We start from the raw sequence: 21,239 nt of genomic DNA on the forward strand, positions 1-21,239 counted from the left end.
GACATGAGTATGTACCATAAAATGGATTATACTCATGTCTTTTTTATTATCTAAAAGGCAGAACACTGAAAAACAAGATGTTTTTCAGTGCCCTCGTATTTATTCACCTTCTTTTTTAAGCTTCATATTGTTTTAATAATTTATAAAACGTATTTCTTTTTAAACCTAATAACTCCATTGATTTTGTTGCAGTTAATTCTCTATTTTTATATTTACTATATATTTCATTCCAATTACTTGGATATTCTATAGCTTTTCTACCCTTATATGCACCATTTTCTTTTGCTATGGCTATGCCCTCACGTTGCCTTTCAAGAAGGTTTGTTCTTTCAAATTCATTAATAGCACCCATCATTGTAACCATTAATTTTCCTGTTGGTGTACTTGTATCTAAATTTTCTTTTAAACTTATAAGATTAACTTTCTTTTTATTAAAGTATTCAACCAATTCAAGTAAATCCTTAGTACTTCTTGCTAGTCTACTAAAGTCTTTTATGTAAACTATATCTCCTTCTCTGACAAAATCCATCAACTCTTTTAACTTAGGTCTATTGGTATCCTTAGCACTTATTTTTTCATTAAAATATTTTTCAATTCCTAAGTTATCCATTGCCTTTACTTGTCTCTCTTCATTCTGCTCTATTGTACTAACCCTAATATACGCAACTTTCATTCTATCCCCTCTTTCATGACTATATACATATAATACCATATTGTTTATTTAGAGTCTATACTTTGTAAAACATTTATTTGTATAATATAAAAACCACTCTAAACAAACACATCTTAGCTTATAATAGGAGTTTATTTAAGGTATACTCTATACAAATAATCAACTATCATATTTCAATGTAAAAATAAAAACGTGTCTCCACATATTCACTTAAATAGCTTACAATTACTTATATCCTTTTAAAGAAAATCTTAAATTTAACTCCAGAAATCATTGAGTTTCTCAATTCTCTTAAAATAAATATCCAATTTTATCATAAAAAAAGAATGGCATTAAATACCACTCTTTCATGCAATTATATTATATTTTATTAAGTAAATCAGCTTTTTTAGATATAAATTCTTCTTCTGTTACGATTCCTTTTTTCATTAGCTTGTCAAGTTTTTCAATTTGCTCAAAAATATCCTCCTTCGGCTCTGTCACTTCTATCCTATTCCCTGTTGCTACAAATTTTATTTCTTTACTTGGGATTAGTTTTAAAAATGCATCATAAGCTTCAGAATTGAAAATTGCATGTCCTTTTTTATCTTTATCCTTATACTCTAATATTGTAAATCTAAAGTCCTTCCTAATATTTTCAGTAGTTATTTTCCTTCTACTCCCTATAATCGCCCCAGTATCACCTGCAATTACTCCACCCAATATAGCTCCTCCAATCGAGGAATCTCCACCTTTTATATTAGTTTCACTATAAATATCTCCTTCTCTTAAAAAAGAGATAATATCATCTAATGCTATTTGATATTGCCCAACTCCATTTTCTTCTGAATCTAGTAAACATAAATTATTATTACATAACCAAACATAAAAAGTTATTAAGCCACTCTCAATTTCATATACTGCTAAGTTTTTTTCTAAAGAGTTTAGTCGCAAATTATCCTTCATATGCTTTCTAATTTTATTTTGTATATTTTTATATATAGAAGCATTTTTTTGATTATATACATAGAAATTTACTTGTCTTTTGTACTCATCCTCATTAAAATTTTCATACACATCCTGTATAAACTTGCCATATAGATTATTGATTTTACTATCTATGCACGCAATTCCACTCTTATACTTAATAGAAAGTGCATTTGCTGGTACCGAATTAGATTTCATGTAATTAATCTTTTCTTCTTTTAACTGAGCTTTTTCTTCCCTTCCATCTATGGTCACAACCACTATTGTGACAAAAAAAATAAATACTCCCCCCAAAATAATCCAAACCATAAATCATACCTCCAAATAAATATATAATATATTATATATTACTTATTTCCAAAATTAAACCTATATTCCATATTTATCATATGAGTTTTACAACAGTAAAGTGAATTTAATTTTAATGAGAGTCAAAATTATTTATGATACGGCTTTTAATTTCTTTTTATTTAGGCAAAATTTCCTTCCATGTGTTTCTGCTAGTTTATTAATCCAGTAAGTTTCTTTTTTGCAAATCCTTATATATTCATATTCAATAAATTTGAATATTTCTCTTTCATCATCTGTTAGTTGACTAAAATCAAACTTTTTATTTACACCACTACGACCATCTATTTTACCACGTATAAAACTTTCGTACTTATTTAGATATATTCTTTTTATAGTTTCTTTATCATTTACTTCAATATAAGTTCCATCCTCATCCAATTGTAATATCCTTCCACCTATTGCATCATACGAATCTAAAGGATAATCTTTTACATAGTTTGTATAAACTTCTTTTCTATCTAATTCTGGATGCTCAAGACAAATTTTATTAAAACATTTTTGTAACTTTTTATCCTTATTAGATTCTTGGTTAATAATTGCTGATTTGTGTTTTGATACTTCTGAATTAATATCTTGTGAAAAAGTCATTCCTACATAAAAGAAAGTTCCCTCTTTTGAGATAAACTCCATAACATAAACACCAATCTTTTTGTCACCTTTACGATATATTGGATAATGTTCTTCACAATATCCCTTAGTTTCTGCTTCTTTATTACAATTCTTAAATTCACATTTCATATTTTTATTCTCTCCTTATTACTTAATACTAATTGATTCTCTTCTAAATATTCTTGGAAAACTTCTTAAGCCAACTTGATGCCCTGTTTTAGATTTAAGAAAATTAAATAAGTTATTACAATACTTTTGGGAATATAGGTTATATTTATCTCTTTGCATGATAACATACGGATAACCAACTTCATCAATATTTAATCTTTCTTTTAATAATTTATTTAATTTAATTCTAACCAAGTCGTATTTTTCTAATGTTTCTGGAATCACTCTCTTAATCCTACATCTTAAAATCTCTTTATTTCCTTTAAAAGACTCAATAACTTGTCCTTCTCTTACATATCCTTGAATTTTTATAAAGTTTAAAATAACCCTATCAACCAATAATGAAAACTCTTCACTCATATCAGTCAATTGTTTCCCTGCCGATTGAGGAAAAACTCTATTTGCTTCTTCTTCTCCAAAAGTTCTGTAAATCAATTCTCTGCTTATACCTTTCATTGTAAGACCTTTTTCATTAAACTCTTTCGCTTTACTTTCACTAAATGCCATAATTGCATCGCAATAGGAAGGTATTGAATAATAATTTATAATATTTTTCTGACCCTTGATTTTTGCCTGATATTTGGATTCTTTTAACAGAAAATCGGGTATTTCATTTTCTTTTACCTTATTTAGTAAACCAAGATAAGTTAATAACGTTATCATACTAGTCATTCTTTTTTGGTCATAGCGTTTACATACACTCTGTAAATGACTTAAACTTGCAAAAAATAATGGTATACCACTCCCATCAGTGAAATTATCAGTAAAAACCTTTTCCTTTGCAAAACTATTTATTAGAATCAAATTTGGAATATAATTCTTAATCCTCTTATAGGTTTCAGGAGCAATTATTTTAAATCTTTCACTGTCCATCAGAAATCTAATATTGGAATCTAAAATTTCCTTCATTTCTTTTTCCCAATCACTTTCAACAAATTTAATATCATATACTCTTCTTAAAAAGTTGAGTGCTTGAGGTGTGTTGCACATTAATATATTTTCAGTTATCGAAATAATATCTTTAACTACATCACAATCTTCAGAATAACATTTATACCAATAATAATTAGTTTTAGGGTCTAAAAATATATTTGCACTAGGATTTTTATCTTCATGAAAAATGCAATTAAATGATTTTGGTAACCCTAAGAAGTTTTTCAAATCTTGTTTTTTTAGGTAATCATATACGTCTTTATAGTTACTTAACATAACTTGTTTTGGTTTTATAATTTCTCTAAGACTTTTCCACTCACTATTCCTAACTAAATCTAAATTGTGTGAATACATACTAGTCCCACTAATAAAAACATTAGTATTATTATTGTATTTATTAGTGGGATGTGCTTGTCCTATCTTTTCTTCATATGGCAAATCACATATAATATCTTCAATGTCATATCTTATATTATTTAATTCTAATACTTTGCACATAAACCTATTATTTATATCCTTTGTCCAATAATAGTCTGGGACTCTCATTATTCTTTCTACAGTTTTCACTTGCTTGTCACTTTGAAAATAATTAATTAACCTTAATTGACAATCTTCAAACTCCTCATTTGATGCACCTTCATTTAATAGCCAATAAACATGAAGACCATTTCTTGTTTCTATAGTTATAGAAGGTTTATTTTTAAACTCTTTAAGTTTATCAATACATTTTTCTTTGTATTGCTTAGTTTCTTCTAGAGGATAGTAATTTTTATCATCATTACGACCGCAATCTAAATCAATAAACACTGCATTAAATTTATTGATTTGATGTTTCTGCGTTCCCCCTCCGTTAACTACAAAATATACATTATATCCTTGTTCATTATACTTTTTCAGTTTTTTAATTGTTTCTTCGTCATACAATCCAGTTGTATTAAAAGCATTGTCTGAGTTAATTAACCTAAAATTAATTAAGTTTTTGCCATGAAGTAATTCTAAAAAATCTTTTGCTTGCATTCAAATCCTCCTTGATATTTGTAATCTATACTCTTTTTCAGATATAATTGCTTTTAAACCTCCAATACTTTCAAATTAAAAAAGCAGTATATGTATTTACCTAGTCTATAATTGAGTTGTTATGTGTGTAAATTACTATTCATCATATTGTGATTTGAATTAAGTTTATTTAATCATAGGTGTGTTATTATAAAAAAATTATAATAACACATAAAAAGTTATTGACATACGCACCATTTTGTATTAAAATTATGTTATAAGGGTTATATTATAATTATTTTGCTAACATTTATTCTACCATAAATGTTAGTGTTTGTAAATACTTTTTTTGTCAAAAGATAGAAAAATCTTCTATCTTTTTATTATTTATCCAATTTTATAACTAAGCTTCTAAATCAAAGCATATCTTCCCTTTATTAATAATATCTGCTCTATTAGATTAGCTTTTTTACCAACAATTGATAGAATTTGCATTCTTTAAGTTATGATATTATAAGGATGTTCTTTTATCTTTTTATATTCTGCACTTTTATTAAATCCTTAGTTCGCTTTTAAAACTTTATAGATACTTGTTTATATAATATTTTTTCCCATTGTACTAACTATCAATCAAACAATAAATAATTATTCTTTAATTACTTTTTACAAATGAAGCTATCACTAATGTTTGTTCGTGGTAACTATTGCATTGTTTGCAATATAATATAATACATTCTATAAAACGGTCTAATCAATTAATTTTACAATAATTTACTATACTTTCACTGCATATGTTTTTTTCATATCTTAAAATATAAATTGAACAACAAAAGGATGTATATAGGAATCATATACACCCTTAATCAATTTTATTTTAATAATTTTTAATTCATTTTAATTATACTTTTACGTGGTTTCTTCTCTATAGGCATTATGCTCTCGGCAAGCTTTTCAACATCATCCTCTAAATCAGTTGTATAAAATTTTACATATCTATCCAAAATCTCTGGTCTACTATGTTGTACTAATGCCATGACCTTAGGTACTGATAGACCTTGCATAATAGCATTTTTACAGTAAAACCTTCTAAAACTATGAATACTAGTCTTACTAACATTTCTTTTTAAATTATATCTCCTAATAAGTGCTTGAAGTGCATCAGTTGTTAATTGCTCATTATAAACACTTACAAGTAAAGGTAGACTATTCGTTTGTAAAGAATCCTCATTTTGCAATCTTATTTTTAAATAATCTTTCAAAACGTCTGTTAGTATCTTGGGTATTGGTACAGTGTGGGTTCTCCCATTCTTGGTATGTCTAAAATACATAACTTTATCATCAAAATTAATATCTTCAATTTTTATATTTATAGCAGTGCTTAATCTACAACCAGTATAAACAAATATATTAATTGCTACATAAGCACAATACTCTCCAAATTGAACTTTGTTTAAATCAGGTTTAGTCAGTAGCTTTTGTATTTCTTCATTGGTATAAGCATCAAGTTTATCCTTATTTTGAGGTGGAACTTTTATTTTAAATGATGAAAGGTAATTTTCTTTCATTGCCCAATAAAGAAATGTCCTTAAACCTCTGATGTTAGTATGTATAGTTCCTTGTGAATGTCCTCTTTCTTCAATAGAATACTTTATATACTGGTTAATGGTATCTTTATTAATTTCATTAATGTTAGTATTATAGGGAATAAACTTATAAAAAGCTTCCAAAATTCTACTATAAAACTTAATAGTGTCTATCCTCAATCCTCTTGTTTTCATATCTGCTTCAAACAATTGGTGAATTTTATCAATCGAGTAACTAATGCCTAATTCACTATTAAAATTTGAAGTTTCTTCCTCTGTAATTATCATAACCTGTTTTTTTACCCTTGCCATATACTCCTCCTTGCTAACATACGTTGACAAATAAAAAAGCCACACGTTTATAGGTGTTTTACAACCTAGACGTATGGCTTAAAGTTCATATTTAAACGTATTACTAACAAGTTAAATCAATAGCTGGTGCAGGTGATGGGACTTGAACCCATACGTACGTGGTACACACGCCCCTCAAACGTGCCTGTCTGCCGATTCCAGCACACCTGCTTGTGCTTAACTCTTCCTAATTATTATATCATTCTTTACTAACTCATTCAATAGGAAAATAATATTTTTCGCAATAAAAAATCCATAGAGTTACTATGGATTTTTTTCAAGATCATATAGATATTTATAAATATTATAACTAAATTTGACTTTTCTAACGTACTCCTCAGTTTCTTTAAATGGAATTTTATGCAAAGCTTTCCCATCCTTTGAGTATTCTCCATTAGATAGCCACTTATTTACATTACCCCTACCACCATTATAGGCTGCTAAAATAAGTTCAGTATCCCCATTAAATTCTTTGCTTAGATTGTTTAAGTACCAACATCCCATTTTAATATTGATTTCTGGATCATACATCATATCATTATTAAAAGGTTTAATCTCTAAATACTGAGATATCCATTGGCCAGTATCAGGCATAATTTGCATCAACCCATAAGCCCCTTTTGAAGATAAAGCTCTTTCATTAAATTTACTTTCTGTATTAATTACGGAAATCACTAAATAGGGATCTATATTGTATTTTGCACTATGTCTTATCACATAATCCTCATATTTGATAGGATATGCGAATTTTAAAATAGTTTTAAAATTTATTACCATAACTAGTACTAGAATTAGCACAAGTAAGGTTATAAGGTTCCTTTTTTTCGCCATCTTTCCCCCTAAAATTATCAACTAGTATCAATATTTCTTCTAATTGTTTTTTAGCATGTTCTTTAGTTCCATCATTTTTGATAACAAAATCAGCATATTTTAACTTATGTTCTTCTTTCATTTGAGCATCAATTCTTATAGTAGCTTCTTTTAAGCTTAGGGAATCTCGTTCCATTACTCTTTTGAGTTGTATTTCCCTTCCTACGGTAACAAGTATAATGGCATTCATATAAAAATGCAAATTATTTTCTATTAGTGTTGGTGCATCCACCACACATAAATCTATTCCTTTATCAGCATACTCTTTAACCTTGGCAAATATGTCTTTAATTATATAAGGAATGATTATTTCTTCAAGTTTATTTTTTTTTTCCTGATTCGCAAATATTATATTGCCTAATTTTTTTCTAATCAAAGTTCCATTTTGATCAAAGCACTCATCCCCAAAATTTAATTTTATTTTCGTCAAAATATCAGGGTGATTAATCATAACTTCTCTTGAGATAACATCAGCGTCTATAACAGAAATTCCTTTTTCTTTTAAGTAATTTGAAACTGTGCTTTTACCACTTCCAATATTGCCTGTTAATCCAACAAGAAAAATATTACTACTTTGCTTCATACCAATTTTCTCCCACACTTACATCAGCTTCTAAGGGGACTGACAAAGAAAGTACATTTTCCATTTCACTTTTAACCAGATAACTTACTTCTTCTAATTCATCTTTGTACACATTTAATATTAATTCGTCATGAACTTGTAAAATCAACTTACTTTTCATAGTTTTTTCTTTCAATCTATTATTCACATTAACCATGGCAATTTTTATGATGTCTGCAGCACTTCCTTGTATTGGTGCATTCATTGCCAATCTCTTTCCTAGTGCCTTAACTATTTTATTATTTGATTTTACTTCGGGGATAAACCTTCTACGATTAAGTATAGTTGTAACATAGGAGGTTTCTTCAGCATCCACAACTACTTTATCCATGTAGTCTTTAACTTTAGGATATCTTTTAAGATAAGTGTCGATATATTCCTTCGCTTGAGCCTTCGTAATTCCTAAGTCTTGAGCTAAACTAAAATCTCCGATTCCATAGACTATACCAAAATTAACAGCTTTGGCGTTGCTTCTCATAGTTTTCGTTACCTCTTCTACTGGAACCCCAAAAACTTCAGAAGCGGTTTTAGTGTGAATATCGCTGCTATGTTTAAAAGCGTCTATTAAATTTTCATCACCAGATATATGAGCAAGAACCCTAAGTTCAATTTGAGAATAGTCTGCAGATAATATAACACAGTCTTTATTGTGAGGTATAAAAACCTTTCTAATTGCTCTACCATTTTCATATTTTATAGGTATATTCTGTAGATTAGGCTCAGTACTTGATAATCTTCCTGTTGTGGTTACTGTTTGGGTAAAATTTGAATGAATTCTTCCATCTATATCTATTACGGCTTTTAATCCCTCAATATAAGTAGAATACAACTTAGTTATTTGTCTATAATAAAGGATTTTTTCTATAATAGGATGTTTTTCCTTAAGTGCTTCTAAAACTTCAGCATTTGTTGAATATCCAGTTTTTGTTTTTTTCATAGCAGGAAGATCCAATTTTTCAAAGAGAATTTTACCTAATTGTTTTGGCGAGTTTATATTAAAACTTTCCTCTGCCAATCCATAAATGTCTTTAGTCAGTGTATCTATCTCTTCTTTAAACTTCTCGCCCAAGCTTTGTAACATATTTTTATCAATATTGAACCCTTCAGTTTCCATCAACGCAATAGCCTTTGTTAATGGTTGTTCTACATTATACAATAAGGTCTCCATGTTTAAAGCTTCTATACGTGACTTTTCGGCCTCATATAGTTTGGGAAGGAATGATAATCCATTTATATATAAATTGTCTCCTTCTCCTTGGAAACTCTCCCCTAAATTTTCTTCAACTAAAGTTTTTAGACTATACTCAGCTTTAGCAGAATCCACTAGGTATGCAGCAATTTCCACATCGAATTCAACTAAAGGTAAATCGATTCCTAACTTTAAAAAAGAGCTGTAAGCATATTTAATTCCATGGCTTACAAGCTTAATGCCTTCAGCTTGAAATGCCATCTTTAACCACTTCACTGTTGATTCCTGTGAATCATTTAGTAATTTTTCCGTGTTTATTACGTAGTTTTTATTATTATAATTTGCATATATTTTTTTAAGACTTAGTTTAGAAAAAACATTTGTCTCTTCAACATTAAATAGAACATATAATAACTTATTATTTAGCGTCATATCTATGTTCTTAAGCTCTGAAATAGAATTAACTTCCACATACTCAATATTAGTTATAGCTTCATTTTTAGTCTTCTCTTCAATAGGTGTTCCACCGATTTTTTCTACCTTTTCTAATAAGGATTTAAACTGAAGTTTATAAAATAGTTCTCTTATCCCCTTCACATCAAACTCCTCTTTGGACTTAATAGCTTCTAAGTCAATATCCACTGGCACATTTGTAATTATTGTTGCAAGCTTCTTACTAAAAATAGCCTGTTCACTGTATTCCATAAGTGATTCTTTAAGTTTCTTTCCACTAACACTTTCTATATTATTTAATAGATTTTCTATGCTTCCATATTCTTTTATCAACTTATAAGCAGTTTTTTCTCCAATACCTGGAACTCCTGGAATATTATCTGACTTATCCCCCATTAGCCCTTTTACATCAATAAACTGCTTTGGAGTTACTCCTAGTTCAGTTACCATTCTTTCTCTATCATAAATTTCTTTTTCACTCATACCTTTTTTGTTTATTATGACTTTAACATTATCAGTAGCTAGTTGTAGGGCATCCCTATCGCCAGTAACTATATAAGAATCTATATCATTATTTTCGGCAACCACAGATAAGGTTCCAATTAAATCATCTGCCTCATATCCATCTAACTCAAAAATATTAATGGCTAATTTTGTTAATAGTTCTCTTACTATGGGAAATTGCATAGCTAGCTCATCAGGGGTTTTTTTCCTGCCTGCTTTATAATCTCCATACTCTATATGCCTAAAGGTTGGTGCCGCCCTATCAAAGGCCGTAACAATGTAATCTGGCTTTATTTCATCTATCATCCTTAATAGCATACTGGTAAAACCATAAACTGCATTTGTGTGTATTCCCTCTGAAGTTGTTAATTCTGGTATTGCATAAAACGCCCTATATAATAAGCTGTTACCATCCAATATTAGCAATTTCTTCTTATTCATTTGCACACTTCCTGTCTTCTTCTATATATTTTAATAAACTAATGAAATCGTCACTAGGATAAGCTTTTAATATTTCTTTTAGAATCTCAAAAGCTATGACATTTTCTAAAACAATGGAGGCAGGTACTACCCCACAAACATCTGATCTTTCATATCTTGTTGTAGTATTTTTCTTTTTTATTAAGTCAACAGTTCTAAGATTTTTTTTTACTGTTGGAATTGGTTTCATAAAAGCAGTAATAGAGATAATTTCTCCATTAGAAACTCCGGCTTCTATACCTCCACTATTATTACTGTATCTATGCAAATTTCCATCTTCAAAATACATCTCATCATTAAATGTACTTCCAATTATTGAGGAATTTAACGTTTTCCCAAACTCTAAAGCCTTTATTCCTTGAACAGACATTATCGCCTGGGATAAAATTCCATCTAGTTTTCTGTCATAGTGCACATAACTGCCAATTCCTACTGGGACACCATTTACTTGGACATTAATACTTCCTCCAATAGTGTCTCCTTCTAGCTTAAGTTTATCAATTCTCAACTTAATTCTCTCTTCAATTTCTTTACTTACAACCCTCACATCGCTATCTTCAATAACCTTATATAAATCGTCATTAAAGATATCTACCTCAACATCATGTATGGAACCGATACACTGAACCTTGCTCCTAACTTCTATGTTTAAATTTTTAAGTACCTGCTTACATACAGCTCCTACAGCGGTTCTGATTGCAGTTTCTCTTGCAGAAGTTCTTTCAATTGTATTTCTTATATCCCCAGTTTTGTATTTTATAAAGCCAACATAATCTCCATGGCCAGGTCTAGCGATTCCAATTTTATCTTCTTCATTTGGCTCATTATCTAGTACCGACTTCCAATTTTCATAGTCCTTGTTAAATATTATTAAAGAAATAGGATTTCCAGTGGTGACATTGCCTCTCAACCCTGACAAAATTTCCACTCTATCCTTTTCAATTTTCATTCTGTTACCCCTGCCATAACCTCTTTGCCTTCTAGCAAGTTCGTCATTAATACGGTCAATATCTAATCTTATATTAGCTGGTATACCCTCAAGAATTGCAATTAAAGCTTTACCATGAGATTCACCAGCATCTAAAAATCTTAACATATATTTTCCTCATTCCTAACATAAAGTTATCATTTTATTATAGCACTACTAATTAGTATTAACAATAATTCCCTAATTATAAATTACCTTAGAACATCATATAAAACATATTTGATAGTTTTATAATAAAAATACTTTATATAAGAAATAACATCTATGGTTTAAAACTTATAAAGTCTTAAACTAGATAATTAAGCAAAACACGTCCTAAGTTTCTTAGGGCGTGTTTTGCTTTAAACAATTAATAGTTAATATAAAAAATTGTACTTTACTAAATATAAGATTTATTTAATAAAAATGTATTAGAAAATACTTAAATCAAATTCCTGAGATAGACTTTCAAGAACTTTAATTCCTGCAATACTATTCCCCTTGTGATCTAGAGATGGTCCAAGCACACCTATTCCCATTCTTCTTGGAACTGCAGCCATAATTCCCCCACCTACTCCACTTTTCGCGGGAATTCCAATATGTACAGCAAATTTACCAGAAGCATCATACATTCCACAAGTAACCATTATAGTTTTAATGATTCTACATGCCTCTCTAGATATAACCCTCTCATTATTTAAAAGCACACCAGCATTTGCTAGTAGAGCTCCAATCCTAGAAATATCTCTGCAGGTAACCTCCATAGAGCAAGCTTTAAAGTATACATCTAAAATATCCTCAACATCACCTTGTATAATTCCATTACCTTTCATAAAGTAAGCTAAGGCTCTATTTCTATCACCAGTGGCCTTTTCACATAAATAAACATTATTATTCACATCTATAGTATCGTTTCCAGTAATTTTTCTTGTGAACTTTAATATTCTATTAAATTTCTCCTCAGCTGTTTCTCCACTAATAAGTGAAACTGTAGCAATAGCACCTGCATTTATCATTGGGTTTAAGGGTTTTTTCTGTTTATTATTCTCTAGATTTACTATTGAGTTAAACGCTGATTCTGTAGGTTCCATTCCTATTTTAGAAAATACATATTCAGTACCATTATCTAAAATGGCTAGCATCAAGGTTACTACCTTAGAAATACTTTGTATAGTAAACTTTGAATCATAATCACCAGCAAAATACTCTTCGCCATCTAAAGTAGTAACACAAATCCCGAGGGCATTAGGGTTAGCTTTCGCAAGTTCAGGAATATATGAAGCAACCTCTCCCCTTTTAGACCATTCTCTATTTTTTTCAATAATATTTTCTAGTACTTTTTTCATTATGATACTCTCCAATCTAAATATAAACATTCAATACAAACATATTATAACATTTTAATTTAGTTTTTCAACTTTATAGAATGAAAACCATAACTTTTTTTACTAATATTTTCATATACATATTGAAAAAACTATAATACTGTGGTAATATAGTTTTGTTGATAATGATTTTAATATAAAATTTATCAGAAATACTCTTAATATTATGCCGATGTGGCGGAACGGCAGACGCATTCGACTCAAAATCGAACGGGAAACCATGTGGGTTCAAATCCCACCACCGGCACCAAACCATACTACATCCATAGTGTGGTTTTTTTATTTTTAAAATTCAACTCATTTAACCTCTTAAAGTGCCTATTATACCGTGATATTAGTGTATTTTAAATTAGTTCTACAAATTCATGGATTTTTTAACTGCTTTAAAGGAATATATGAATGCGACAATTTAATCTTACACAATGAATTCAACTTTGTTCCCATAAAAATAAACTCCCTTCATGAAAACAGTTTTATTATTTAAACTATCTACCATAAAGGAAGTATATAAAAATTAATCTGTGTTTTATTTTTATAGTTAGTTTTGTTTATTTTCTTGGATTTTCAAAGGATGGTGCAGTTGGATCTGGCGCTTCAAAGAATTTTCCAGGTGTAGATAAATCAAAGTAAAGTTTAGAATCTTCTGTTACACCAAAATCTCTATTTGAACCAGTGTCCTTAATTTTATTAAATGCTTCTCTAAATAATGCATTATGCGCTTCTTCACGATTTAATAAAAAGTCTATAGTTTCTCTAACATACTTATCATTAATTTGGCGATGTAAATACTCATAGACAACCTTAGCTCTTTGTTCAGCGGCAATATTTGATAAAATGTCAGCACATAGGTCTCCAGTTACATTTACGTAATGGGCGGTCCATGGGTCTCCTGATGCATTAATAAGTACTGGATTTAGTCCGCTTAAAACCTGTGACTCAATTTCTCCTACTGAAACTCCATCATGGTCTACATCATGACCATTTAGCAAATTAATAGTTTGAGCAACCATTTCCATATGGCTTAACTCTTCAGCAGCAATATCTAAAAATAAGTCTTTTATGGCCATATCTTTAATTCTAAAGCTTTGTGAAGCATATTGAAGTGCAGCTTTTAGCTCTCCATTAGCCCCCCCTAACTGTTCCTGTAAAAGTACCGCATATTGTGGGTTTGGTTTTTCTACCCTTACATCTCTTAATAGTCTTTTTTCATGTTTAAACATCTATTCCACTCCTTTAAATAGGTAACTTCAAGAATATATTGCCAAATATAAAATAAAATTATACCTAATTTTATCAATTACCTTAATCTGTTCAGGACTAGAGCTAAAATTAAGGTGATAAAAAATTATTAAAGATAAATTATAAAATAAGTAATAACTCTTAATTATTTTTCATAATGTTATATGGAAAAAGGGGTTGATATATTGAAAAAGAAAATTATAATACTAATTTTAATAATAGTTACCTTAACTAGTATTACGGGGTGCAAGATGTCAAATAAGATTTTTAATAATGAAAAACCTACAACCTATTACTATACAAATGGATTGCTTAACTTTTATAAAACAGAAGCTCCAATGTCCATAGTTATTTTTTATTCAGATTTATATAAGGAGCGAACTTTAGATAAAGTTGGTTACGAAGATATAGATAATTTCTTAAACTCTTTAAAAGCCACTAATTTTATCAGCAAACCTGAAAACTTGCCTGAAACGCCTATCTATAAAGTATATATAGAATTTAACAAAATTAAATATGTATTAAATGTTTATAATGAAAAATATGCTTCTATTTATCCTTGGGATGGTAAGTATGATATGGATTATATAGATATGTCAGATATACCTCTTTCCTATAATCTTTACGGTATATGTAAGTTTCATCTACCTAATGAGTAGAACATGGTAAGCTTGATAACTTCTAAGATAAAAGTTTTCTTTCAAAGATTAAACTTAGCCAAAACAAAAAGGGTAGAAATTCTACCCTTTAATATTTTTTTCATAAAATTAAGCTTCTATTAAGAATGCTTCGTAACCTCTGCATGCTTCATATATATCAGCTTTACTTGCTATTTCCCATGGTGCGTGCATATTATGAAGAGCCACACCTGAGTCAATAACTTCCATTCCATACTCAGCTAAGATATAAGCGATTGTACCACCGCCGCCTTGGTCAACTTTTCCAAGCTCAGAAGTTTGCCATGATACGTTATGTTTTTCCATAATCCTTCTTAACTCAGCGATGAACTCTGGATTTGCATCGTTACATCCACCTTTTCCTCTAGCTCCAGTATACTTATTAAATACAATACCTTTACCGAAGAATGCATTATTTTGTTTCTCACTTACTGATGGATAGTTTGGATCAAATGCAGCACTTACATCAGAAGATAACATTTTTGAGTTTGCTAATGCTCTTCTAACTTTTAAGTCGCTATAATCTCCCATTAAGTTAACTATTTCTGCTACAGTGTTTTCAAAGAATCTTGATTGCATTCCTGTAGCACCTATGCTTCCTACTTCTTCTTTATCAACAAGTAGAGTTATAATAGTTTTATCAGTTTCTTTAATGTTTAGCATAGCTTCGAAAGATGTGTAAGCACAGATTCTATCATCATGACCATAAGCCATAACCATTGAGCTATCTAATCCGTAGCTTCTTGCTCTTCCTGCTGGTACAACTTCTAATTCAGCAGATACGAAATCTTCTTCATCTATTCCATATTTTTCGTTAAGTAATCTTAAAGCATTTAATTTTACTCTATTTTTAGCTTCTTTATCTTCAATTGGCATACTTCCTAAACATACATTTAGGCTTTCACCTTCAATACCTTTAGCTAGGGTTTTTGCCATTTGATCTCCAGCAAGATGTATTAGTAGATCAGAAATTCCAACTACTGGTTCTTTCTCATCTTCTCCAATAACTACGTTAACTGTAGTTCCATCTTTCTTAATCACTACACCATGTATTGCTAGTGGAATAGTAACCCATTGGTATTTTTTAACTCCACCATAGTAGTGAGTTTTTAACATAGCAAAGTCTGAATCCTCATATAACGGATTTTGCTTAAGGTCTAATCTTGGAGAGTCAACGTGAGCTCCTAAAATTTTAAAACCTTTTTCTACAGGTTCTGAACCAATTAAAAATAAAGCTAAAGTTTTTCCCATGCAGTTAGCATATACTTTATCTCCTGCTTGAAGTTTTTTCCCTTCAGCAATATAAGAGTTTATATCTCTATATCCTTCTTTTTCTGCAAGAACTATGAACTCGTTTACACATTCTCTTTCAGTTTTGCATTTTGACATGAAATCTATATATCTTTCTGATAACGCAAAAACCTTATCTAAGTCTTCTTTTGTGTACTTGTCCCAAGCTAATTCATATTTCTTTACTAGCTTATTGTAATCTCCCATGGCTTCATCCTCCTAAAATATGATTTATCTCTTTCATTTTACTAAAAATTTTAACAGAATACAATTAAATTTTCATGAATTGCCAAAGTTTATTTTACTTTCTAATAATTCATTTCACTTATTCTTTTTTCGATGGTTTCGACAGGAGTGCTATTTGATGTAGCATTGTACCTGAAATTTGCTGCTGCTGCCTCAATTATCACTGCTATATTACGACCTGGTCTAATAGGTAAAAGCATCTTCTCAACATATACTCCTAGTATTTCTGCATACTCCTTATCCACCCCAAGTCTATCAAACTCCTGCTTATCATCCCAAATTACCAAAGAAATCAATAAGCTAATTTTTTTATTGGTAACAACTGAGCTGGTTCCATAAATTGCAGCTACATCAATAATCCCCATTCCCCTTACTTCTAACATACCTCTTGTAATATATGGGCAATTACCATATAAAATCCCATCAATTTCTTTAATGTCCACTGCATCATCTGCAATCAATCTATGACCTCTTTTAATAAGTTCTAGAGCTGCTTCACTTTTTCCAATGCCACTTTCGCCAGTTATTAAAATACCTATGCCATATACGTCCACTAAAACACCATGAATTCTAGTTTCTGGTGCTAGTTCACTATCTAAGTAATTAGTAATTCTGCTTACAAACCTTGTAGATTTCATACTACTTCTTAAAATGTTCACATTATATTTCTTAGCTGCATTAATAAATTCCTCGTGGAGTTCAAGTCCTCGTGTAACAATTATACAAGGATTTTCAAAAGAAAAAAATTTATCTAATCTTTCTGCTCTTACTTCTGGTGATAAGGACTCTAAATAACTCCACTCTGTTTTCCCAACTATTTGAACCCTCTTATTGTCATAATAATCATAAAAACCAGCAAATTGAAGACCTGGCCTATTTATATCACTTACAGGAATGTCTACTTCTAAGTTACCTTCTACTAAAATTTCTAAATCAAAGTTCTTAATTAAATCCTTTGCACATACTCCCATATAATCACCTTCAATTAATGTATTCTTTTAGGCGGAACTCTCTTTATTCCACTAAGTTGTTGTCTGAAATTTCTTTTTACATTATCAACATATCTTCTTCTCAGTTCTTCCTGTTCCTTTTTTTCCTCCTCAGTAAGTCCTTCATTTTGACTTTTTTTATATAAATAATTAATTCTTTCAATCATTTCTTCTAACTTCATAACTTTCATCCTTTCTTTACTACAATATGTGGAAGCTTTCTAGCTTAATATATTTTACAACTTAAATTATAAAAGATAAAGATATTATCTCCTAAAGTATTAAATAAAATTAAATCAACGGTCCAAAGTGCTTTTCTGCTGCCACAATGCCTAATACCTAATACCTAATACCTAATACCTAATACCTAATACCTAATACCTAATACCTAATACCTAATACCTAATACGATTATAAACTACAATTAACAAAATATTGGGTTTAAAAATAAATATAATCAAATATAAAAACTGCTGGAAATAATTAATTTTGCGACAGTTTTCGGTATTTACATATATTTACATGCGTTGATAATCCTAATTTCTTACCTTTAAATTTATGGTAATATTTGTTAATTAATCTATTCTTTCTTCGAAGCATCATAAAATTTGTAAAATAACACAGTATTTTGACTTACGAAATCATTTAACTTTTATTTTATTGTTTGTTAAAATTAAAGTATCAAATTATTACAAATTCAAAGTTTAGCGAGGAAATATTATGATCTTAAAAATTCGGATACTTAAACATAAGATTAATTCCTTTAAGAAACTGCTACATTTTTTACTGACATTTAGGAAGCCAACTGACAGAATAGTTGTGTTTTGTTCACAACAGTTAGATCAATATATAGTTCAATATCAAAAACTACATAAAAAAATAAGCTAACTTAAAGCTTATTTTTTTAAGAAACTCCTCCTTGAGGAGTTTCTTAAAGCTATAATTACCTATCTAAATCACTAATAAACTAACTCATCTAATTCAAAATCGATTTCATCTTTAAAAAATACAGCAATAAATTCTACGTAATCTACTTGTTCCTTAGACAATTCATAAGCTACAAACTCATAATCTAAACTTTCTTCCTCACAAATTTCATCCATTATATCCTCTACATTGTCAATTGCCATGTCATTTAAATAAGGCAGATAATAATCATCATACCAGCTATCATCCTTTTCCTCTTTGTCATACTCTTCATTGGCATAACTTTCAGCTCCTGATATTTCTAAGTCATCGAACTCGTACTTAAAATTTACCACTAAAACATCATTGTTTTTCTTAATTTCTTTAAGATCATATAACTCATTATCTTCAAGCATATTAAAAATTTTAATCTTATTCAAATTTATTCCTCCAATACTAAATTATAATTTTAATTATACTACATAGAAAGTATTATTTCCTCGTATCCTAATATTAACACATGCTCCTCTTTTTTTTAATATTTTTAATATACTGTATATTTAAAAACTACTTATAAAAATTACCACTTTGTTATATAATTGCTTGTCAAGTAAATTCACAAAGGAGGATTGTTAAATGAAAATAAACTTTATAGGAGTTCCACTTTTTTACGGTTGTGATAGAGAAGGTGTAAACCTAGGTCCTAATGATTTAAGAGAAAGAGGAATAATTGAACTTCTAGAAAAAAATAACCACGAGGTTTATGATTTAGGAAATTTACATGTACCTGAGATATTAGAAAGTGATAAATTTGCCAATCATAATAAAATGAAGTACTTAAATGCCATATTAGATGTTAATAAAAACTTAGCACATCAAGTATACAGCAGCCTTGAATCAAAGTCTTTTCCGCTAGTAATTGGGGGAGATCACTCTTTAGGCCTTGGCTCTATATCTGGTTGCAGCAAGTATCATGATAACATGGCAGTTGTTTGGATAGATGCACATGGTGATATTAATACGCATGAAACATCACCATCAGGAAATGTTCATGGTATGCCTCTAGCGGCAGCTATGGGTATAGGACATTCAGCACTTACAGATGTATATTTTCAAGGCCAGAAAGTAAAGCCAGAGAACGTATTTATTTTAGGTGCTAGAGATTTAGATGAGGGAGAGCTTAAGATAATTGAAGACTATAAACTAAATGTCTATACTACTGAAGATCTTAGAAACTTAGGTATAGAAGAAATTATGCGCAGAGTTCACACCACACTTATTGAGAAAAAAATAGATGCAATTCACTTAAGTTATGATATTGATTCTCTTGATTCAACTTTAGTTCCTGGAACTGGCACACCGGTTGCTGATGGATTGACAGTTGATGAATGTAAGTATATGTTAAAATATTTAATAGGAACTCGTTTAGTAAAATCAATGGATTTTGTTGAGCTAAACACCAGACTTGAAGAAGGTGGAGATTCTACAATTTCTATTTGTATGGATTTATTGGAGCATATATCAAAAAATCTATAATTTCAAATATATAAAAAAGTATTGCAACCCAAATGTTGCAATACCTTTTTCTTATTTAAGCATTTCTAAATAGTTTTCTACAAAAACTTTAGCTACTTCAAAATCATTTTCACTTGGAACAAAGTTAAACTTTAAACCATCTTCTAATACTTTAAATTTTAAGCTCTTTAATCTTGAATTAACCATTGGTACACCTTCACCGCTCCATCCGTAAGATCCAAAGGCTCCTGCGATTTTACCTCTATTTGTGATAGCACTTACATGAGCTAAAAGGTTCCAAGCTGGTTCAACTGCATCTTGATTTATAGTTGGAGTACCAACTAGTATTCCAGAAGATTTTTCAATTAAATTAACCATATCTCCCATGTTCATTGAAGTTATTTCATGAGCTTCAGCTCTAATACCCTTCTCATTGATAGTATTAGCTAAAAACTTAGCCATAGTTTCTGTATTTCCATAAGCTGATATATAGAATATTTGAATATTTCTATCCGTTGGCTCTTCTTCCTTAGCCCATTGTCTATAAAGATTTATATAATGTTCTATATCATCAATATGGATTGGTCCATGGCTCGGTGCAACTATATCTTTAGGAAGACTTTCAATTTTATCTAAACCTGCATTAACAAATTTCTTGAAAGGTCCCATAATTACATCGAAATAATACTTCATTTCAGTTTCATAATCTCCTGAACAACCATCTGTTATACAATTTATCGGAGAGTAATGACAACCCATAACATCACAAGTAAATAGAACTTTTTCTTCCTTAACATAAGTGAATATTGTATCAGGCCAGTGTAAATTTGGTGCTGATATAAATTCTAAGGTTCTGCTTCCTAAATTAATAGGTTGTTCTGCTGGTAAGCTATGAAAGTTTGTATTTAGAATTCCACCTAAGTATTTAATAGCCGCCTTAGAAGCAATAACTTTAGCCTCAGGATACACCTCTAGTAGTTTAATTAAAGAACCACTATGGTCTAACTCAGTATGTTGTACTATTATATAATCAACTTTTCTATCTCCAATAATATTCTTTATATTCTCTAAATAAGTATCAAAATATCCATCTTTTACAGTATCTATAATTGCAACCTTTTCATCATCTATTAAGTATGAATTATATGTAGTTCCTCTCTTCGTCTCCATGATTATGTCAAAAATTCTTAATTCAGGGTTTTCCACACCAATCCAATAAATTTTATTTTTTAATTCAACAGCTTTCATTTCTAAACCTCCAATTGAGAAATATTTTC

Annotated in this window: 19 protein-coding genes and 2 tRNA genes; 4 read left to right on the plus strand and 17 right to left on the minus strand. The window is 29.6% G+C overall.

Annotated elements, in window-relative coordinates:
- Nucleotides 1–115: 115 nt before the first annotated feature.
- From J2Z44_RS14580 to glsA, 11 genes are all read right to left on the minus strand, one after another.
- On the minus strand, nucleotides 116–673 hold the full coding sequence (locus J2Z44_RS14580; RefSeq protein ID WP_209649732.1) for a recombinase family protein: 558 nt from the start codon (nucleotides 671–673) through the stop codon (nucleotides 116–118).
- A 360-nt stretch (nucleotides 674–1,033) separates the two neighbouring features.
- Entirely contained in the window at nucleotides 1,034–1,948 is a 915-nt protein-coding gene (locus J2Z44_RS14585; protein ID WP_209649734.1) for an SHOCT domain-containing protein, read from the minus strand.
- Between the two features lie 132 nt (nucleotides 1,949–2,080).
- Complete coding sequence (locus J2Z44_RS14590) at nucleotides 2,081–2,728, minus strand: hypothetical protein (protein ID WP_021284992.1); 648 nt, start codon at nucleotides 2,726–2,728, stop codon at nucleotides 2,081–2,083.
- A gap of 18 nt (nucleotides 2,729–2,746) precedes the next feature.
- Nucleotides 2,747–4,717 (minus strand): hypothetical protein, encoded by a 1,971-nt coding sequence (locus J2Z44_RS14595; protein ID WP_021284991.1) that lies wholly within the window; start codon nucleotides 4,715–4,717, stop codon nucleotides 2,747–2,749.
- A gap of 863 nt (nucleotides 4,718–5,580) precedes the next feature.
- Nucleotides 5,581–6,591, minus strand: a complete 1,011-nt coding sequence (locus tag J2Z44_RS14600) for a tyrosine-type recombinase/integrase (RefSeq protein WP_021284990.1) — start codon at nucleotides 6,589–6,591, stop codon at nucleotides 5,581–5,583.
- A 124-nt stretch (nucleotides 6,592–6,715) separates the two neighbouring features.
- Nucleotides 6,716–6,801, minus strand: a tRNA-Leu gene (locus J2Z44_RS14605).
- 93 nt (nucleotides 6,802–6,894) lie between these two features.
- Nucleotides 6,895–7,461, minus strand: a complete 567-nt coding sequence (locus J2Z44_RS14610) for a lytic transglycosylase domain-containing protein (RefSeq protein WP_021284989.1) — start codon at nucleotides 7,459–7,461, stop codon at nucleotides 6,895–6,897.
- Nucleotides 7,391–8,083 carry a dephospho-CoA kinase gene (coaE, locus tag J2Z44_RS14615; protein ID WP_209649736.1) on the minus strand — a complete coding sequence of 231 codons (693 nt, stop codon included), beginning with the start codon at nucleotides 8,081–8,083 and terminating at the stop codon, nucleotides 7,391–7,393. The genes J2Z44_RS14610 and coaE overlap by 71 nt, the downstream gene beginning before the upstream one ends.
- Entirely contained in the window at nucleotides 8,070–10,709 is a 2,640-nt protein-coding gene (gene polA, locus J2Z44_RS14620; protein ID WP_021284987.1) for a DNA polymerase I, read from the minus strand. Before polA ends, coaE begins: the two co-directional genes overlap by 14 nt.
- A complete protein-coding gene (gene aroC, locus J2Z44_RS14625) occupies nucleotides 10,702–11,844 on the minus strand; it encodes a chorismate synthase (protein WP_021284986.1) in 1,143 nt (380 codons plus the stop codon). The genes polA and aroC overlap by 8 nt, the downstream gene beginning before the upstream one ends.
- Before the next feature lie 302 nt (nucleotides 11,845–12,146).
- Nucleotides 12,147–13,061, minus strand: coding sequence for a glutaminase A (glsA, locus tag J2Z44_RS14630; RefSeq protein WP_021284985.1), 915 nt, complete (start codon nucleotides 13,059–13,061; stop codon nucleotides 12,147–12,149).
- A 207-nt stretch (nucleotides 13,062–13,268) separates the two neighbouring features.
- Here glsA and J2Z44_RS14635 point away from each other — a divergent pair.
- A tRNA-Leu gene (locus J2Z44_RS14635) sits at nucleotides 13,269–13,350 on the plus strand.
- A gap of 298 nt (nucleotides 13,351–13,648) precedes the next feature.
- On the opposite strand, the gene J2Z44_RS14640 is transcribed toward J2Z44_RS14635, so the two are convergent.
- Nucleotides 13,649–14,320 carry a manganese catalase family protein gene (locus J2Z44_RS14640; RefSeq protein ID WP_021284984.1) on the minus strand — a complete coding sequence of 224 codons (672 nt, stop codon included), beginning with the start codon at nucleotides 14,318–14,320 and terminating at the stop codon, nucleotides 13,649–13,651.
- Between the two features lie 270 nt (nucleotides 14,321–14,590).
- On the opposite strand from J2Z44_RS14640, the gene J2Z44_RS14645 reads away from it, so the two are divergent.
- A complete protein-coding gene (locus J2Z44_RS14645) occupies nucleotides 14,591–14,998 on the plus strand; it encodes a DUF4883 family protein (protein WP_209649738.1) in 408 nt (135 codons plus the stop codon).
- 108 nt (nucleotides 14,999–15,106) lie between these two features.
- Here the strand turns inward: J2Z44_RS14645 and J2Z44_RS14650 are convergent, their stop codons facing one another.
- The 3 genes from J2Z44_RS14650 to J2Z44_RS14660 form a co-directional block, all read right to left on the minus strand.
- On the minus strand, nucleotides 15,107–16,513 hold the full coding sequence (locus J2Z44_RS14650) for an aminopeptidase (protein WP_021284982.1): 1,407 nt from the start codon (nucleotides 16,511–16,513) through the stop codon (nucleotides 15,107–15,109).
- A 101-nt stretch (nucleotides 16,514–16,614) separates the two neighbouring features.
- The gene (hprK, locus tag J2Z44_RS14655) at nucleotides 16,615–17,523 is read right to left on the minus strand and encodes an HPr(Ser) kinase/phosphatase (RefSeq protein ID WP_209649740.1); all 909 of its coding nucleotides are present in this window, start codon (nucleotides 17,521–17,523) and stop codon (nucleotides 16,615–16,617) included.
- 14 nt (nucleotides 17,524–17,537) lie between these two features.
- A complete protein-coding gene (locus tag J2Z44_RS14660; RefSeq protein WP_021284979.1) occupies nucleotides 17,538–17,723 on the minus strand; it encodes a DUF896 domain-containing protein in 186 nt (61 codons plus the stop codon).
- A gap of 538 nt (nucleotides 17,724–18,261) precedes the next feature.
- Here J2Z44_RS14660 and J2Z44_RS22080 point away from each other — a divergent pair.
- Nucleotides 18,262–18,429 (plus strand): Spo0E family sporulation regulatory protein-aspartic acid phosphatase, encoded by a 168-nt coding sequence (locus tag J2Z44_RS22080; protein ID WP_209649742.1) that lies wholly within the window; start codon nucleotides 18,262–18,264, stop codon nucleotides 18,427–18,429.
- Between the two features lie 71 nt (nucleotides 18,430–18,500).
- Here J2Z44_RS22080 and J2Z44_RS14670 read toward each other — a convergent pair whose 3' ends face one another.
- Entirely contained in the window at nucleotides 18,501–18,887 is a 387-nt protein-coding gene (locus J2Z44_RS14670) for a hypothetical protein (protein ID WP_021284978.1), read from the minus strand.
- A 196-nt stretch (nucleotides 18,888–19,083) separates the two neighbouring features.
- Between J2Z44_RS14670 and rocF the strand changes: the two genes are divergently transcribed.
- Nucleotides 19,084–19,983, plus strand: coding sequence for an arginase (gene rocF, locus J2Z44_RS14675; protein WP_209649744.1), 900 nt, complete (start codon nucleotides 19,084–19,086; stop codon nucleotides 19,981–19,983).
- A 51-nt stretch (nucleotides 19,984–20,034) separates the two neighbouring features.
- Here rocF and J2Z44_RS14680 read toward each other — a convergent pair whose 3' ends face one another.
- The gene (locus tag J2Z44_RS14680; protein WP_021284976.1) at nucleotides 20,035–21,210 is read right to left on the minus strand and encodes an FprA family A-type flavoprotein; all 1,176 of its coding nucleotides are present in this window, start codon (nucleotides 21,208–21,210) and stop codon (nucleotides 20,035–20,037) included.
- Nucleotides 21,211–21,239 lie beyond the last annotated feature (29 nt).

Source organism: Clostridium punense (assembly GCF_017874425.1).
GTDB lineage: Bacteria > Bacillota > Clostridia > Clostridiales > Clostridiaceae > Clostridium_J > Clostridium_J punense.

Excerpts from the sequence above, each read along its gene's own strand:
- J2Z44_RS14580 (WP_209649732.1), bottom strand. The coding sequence starts at position 673 with ATGAAAGTTGCGTATATTAGGGTTAGTACAATAGAGCAGAATGAAGAG.
- J2Z44_RS14585 (WP_209649734.1), bottom strand. The coding sequence starts at position 1,948 with ATGGTTTGGATTATTTTGGGGGGAGTATTTATTTTTTTTGTCACAATA.
- J2Z44_RS14590 (WP_021284992.1), bottom strand. The coding sequence starts at position 2,728 with ATGAAATGTGAATTTAAGAATTGTAATAAAGAAGCAGAAACTAAGGGA.
- J2Z44_RS14595 (WP_021284991.1), bottom strand. The coding sequence starts at position 4,717 with ATGCAAGCAAAAGATTTTTTAGAATTACTTCATGGCAAAAACTTAATT.
- J2Z44_RS14600 (WP_021284990.1), bottom strand. The coding sequence starts at position 6,591 with ATGGCAAGGGTAAAAAAACAGGTTATGATAATTACAGAGGAAGAAACT.
- J2Z44_RS14610 (WP_021284989.1), bottom strand. The coding sequence starts at position 7,461 with ATGGCGAAAAAAAGGAACCTTATAACCTTACTTGTGCTAATTCTAGTA.
- coaE (WP_209649736.1), bottom strand. The coding sequence starts at position 8,083 with ATGAAGCAAAGTAGTAATATTTTTCTTGTTGGATTAACAGGCAATATT.
- polA (WP_021284987.1), bottom strand. The coding sequence starts at position 10,709 with ATGAATAAGAAGAAATTGCTAATATTGGATGGTAACAGCTTATTATAT.
- aroC (WP_021284986.1), bottom strand. The coding sequence starts at position 11,844 with ATGTTAAGATTTTTAGATGCTGGTGAATCTCATGGTAAAGCTTTAATT.
- glsA (WP_021284985.1), bottom strand. The coding sequence starts at position 13,061 with ATGAAAAAAGTACTAGAAAATATTATTGAAAAAAATAGAGAATGGTCT.
- J2Z44_RS14640 (WP_021284984.1), bottom strand. The coding sequence starts at position 14,320 with ATGTTTAAACATGAAAAAAGACTATTAAGAGATGTAAGGGTAGAAAAA.
- J2Z44_RS14645 (WP_209649738.1), top strand. The coding sequence starts at position 14,591 with ATGTCAAATAAGATTTTTAATAATGAAAAACCTACAACCTATTACTAT.
- J2Z44_RS14650 (WP_021284982.1), bottom strand. The coding sequence starts at position 16,513 with ATGGGAGATTACAATAAGCTAGTAAAGAAATATGAATTAGCTTGGGAC.
- hprK (WP_209649740.1), bottom strand. The coding sequence starts at position 17,523 with ATGGGAGTATGTGCAAAGGATTTAATTAAGAACTTTGATTTAGAAATT.
- J2Z44_RS14660 (WP_021284979.1), bottom strand. The coding sequence starts at position 17,723 with ATGAAGTTAGAAGAAATGATTGAAAGAATTAATTATTTATATAAAAAA.
- J2Z44_RS22080 (WP_209649742.1), top strand. The coding sequence starts at position 18,262 with ATGATCTTAAAAATTCGGATACTTAAACATAAGATTAATTCCTTTAAG.
- rocF (WP_209649744.1), top strand. The coding sequence starts at position 19,084 with ATGAAAATAAACTTTATAGGAGTTCCACTTTTTTACGGTTGTGATAGA.
- J2Z44_RS14680 (WP_021284976.1), bottom strand. The coding sequence starts at position 21,210 with ATGAAAGCTGTTGAATTAAAAAATAAAATTTATTGGATTGGTGTGGAA.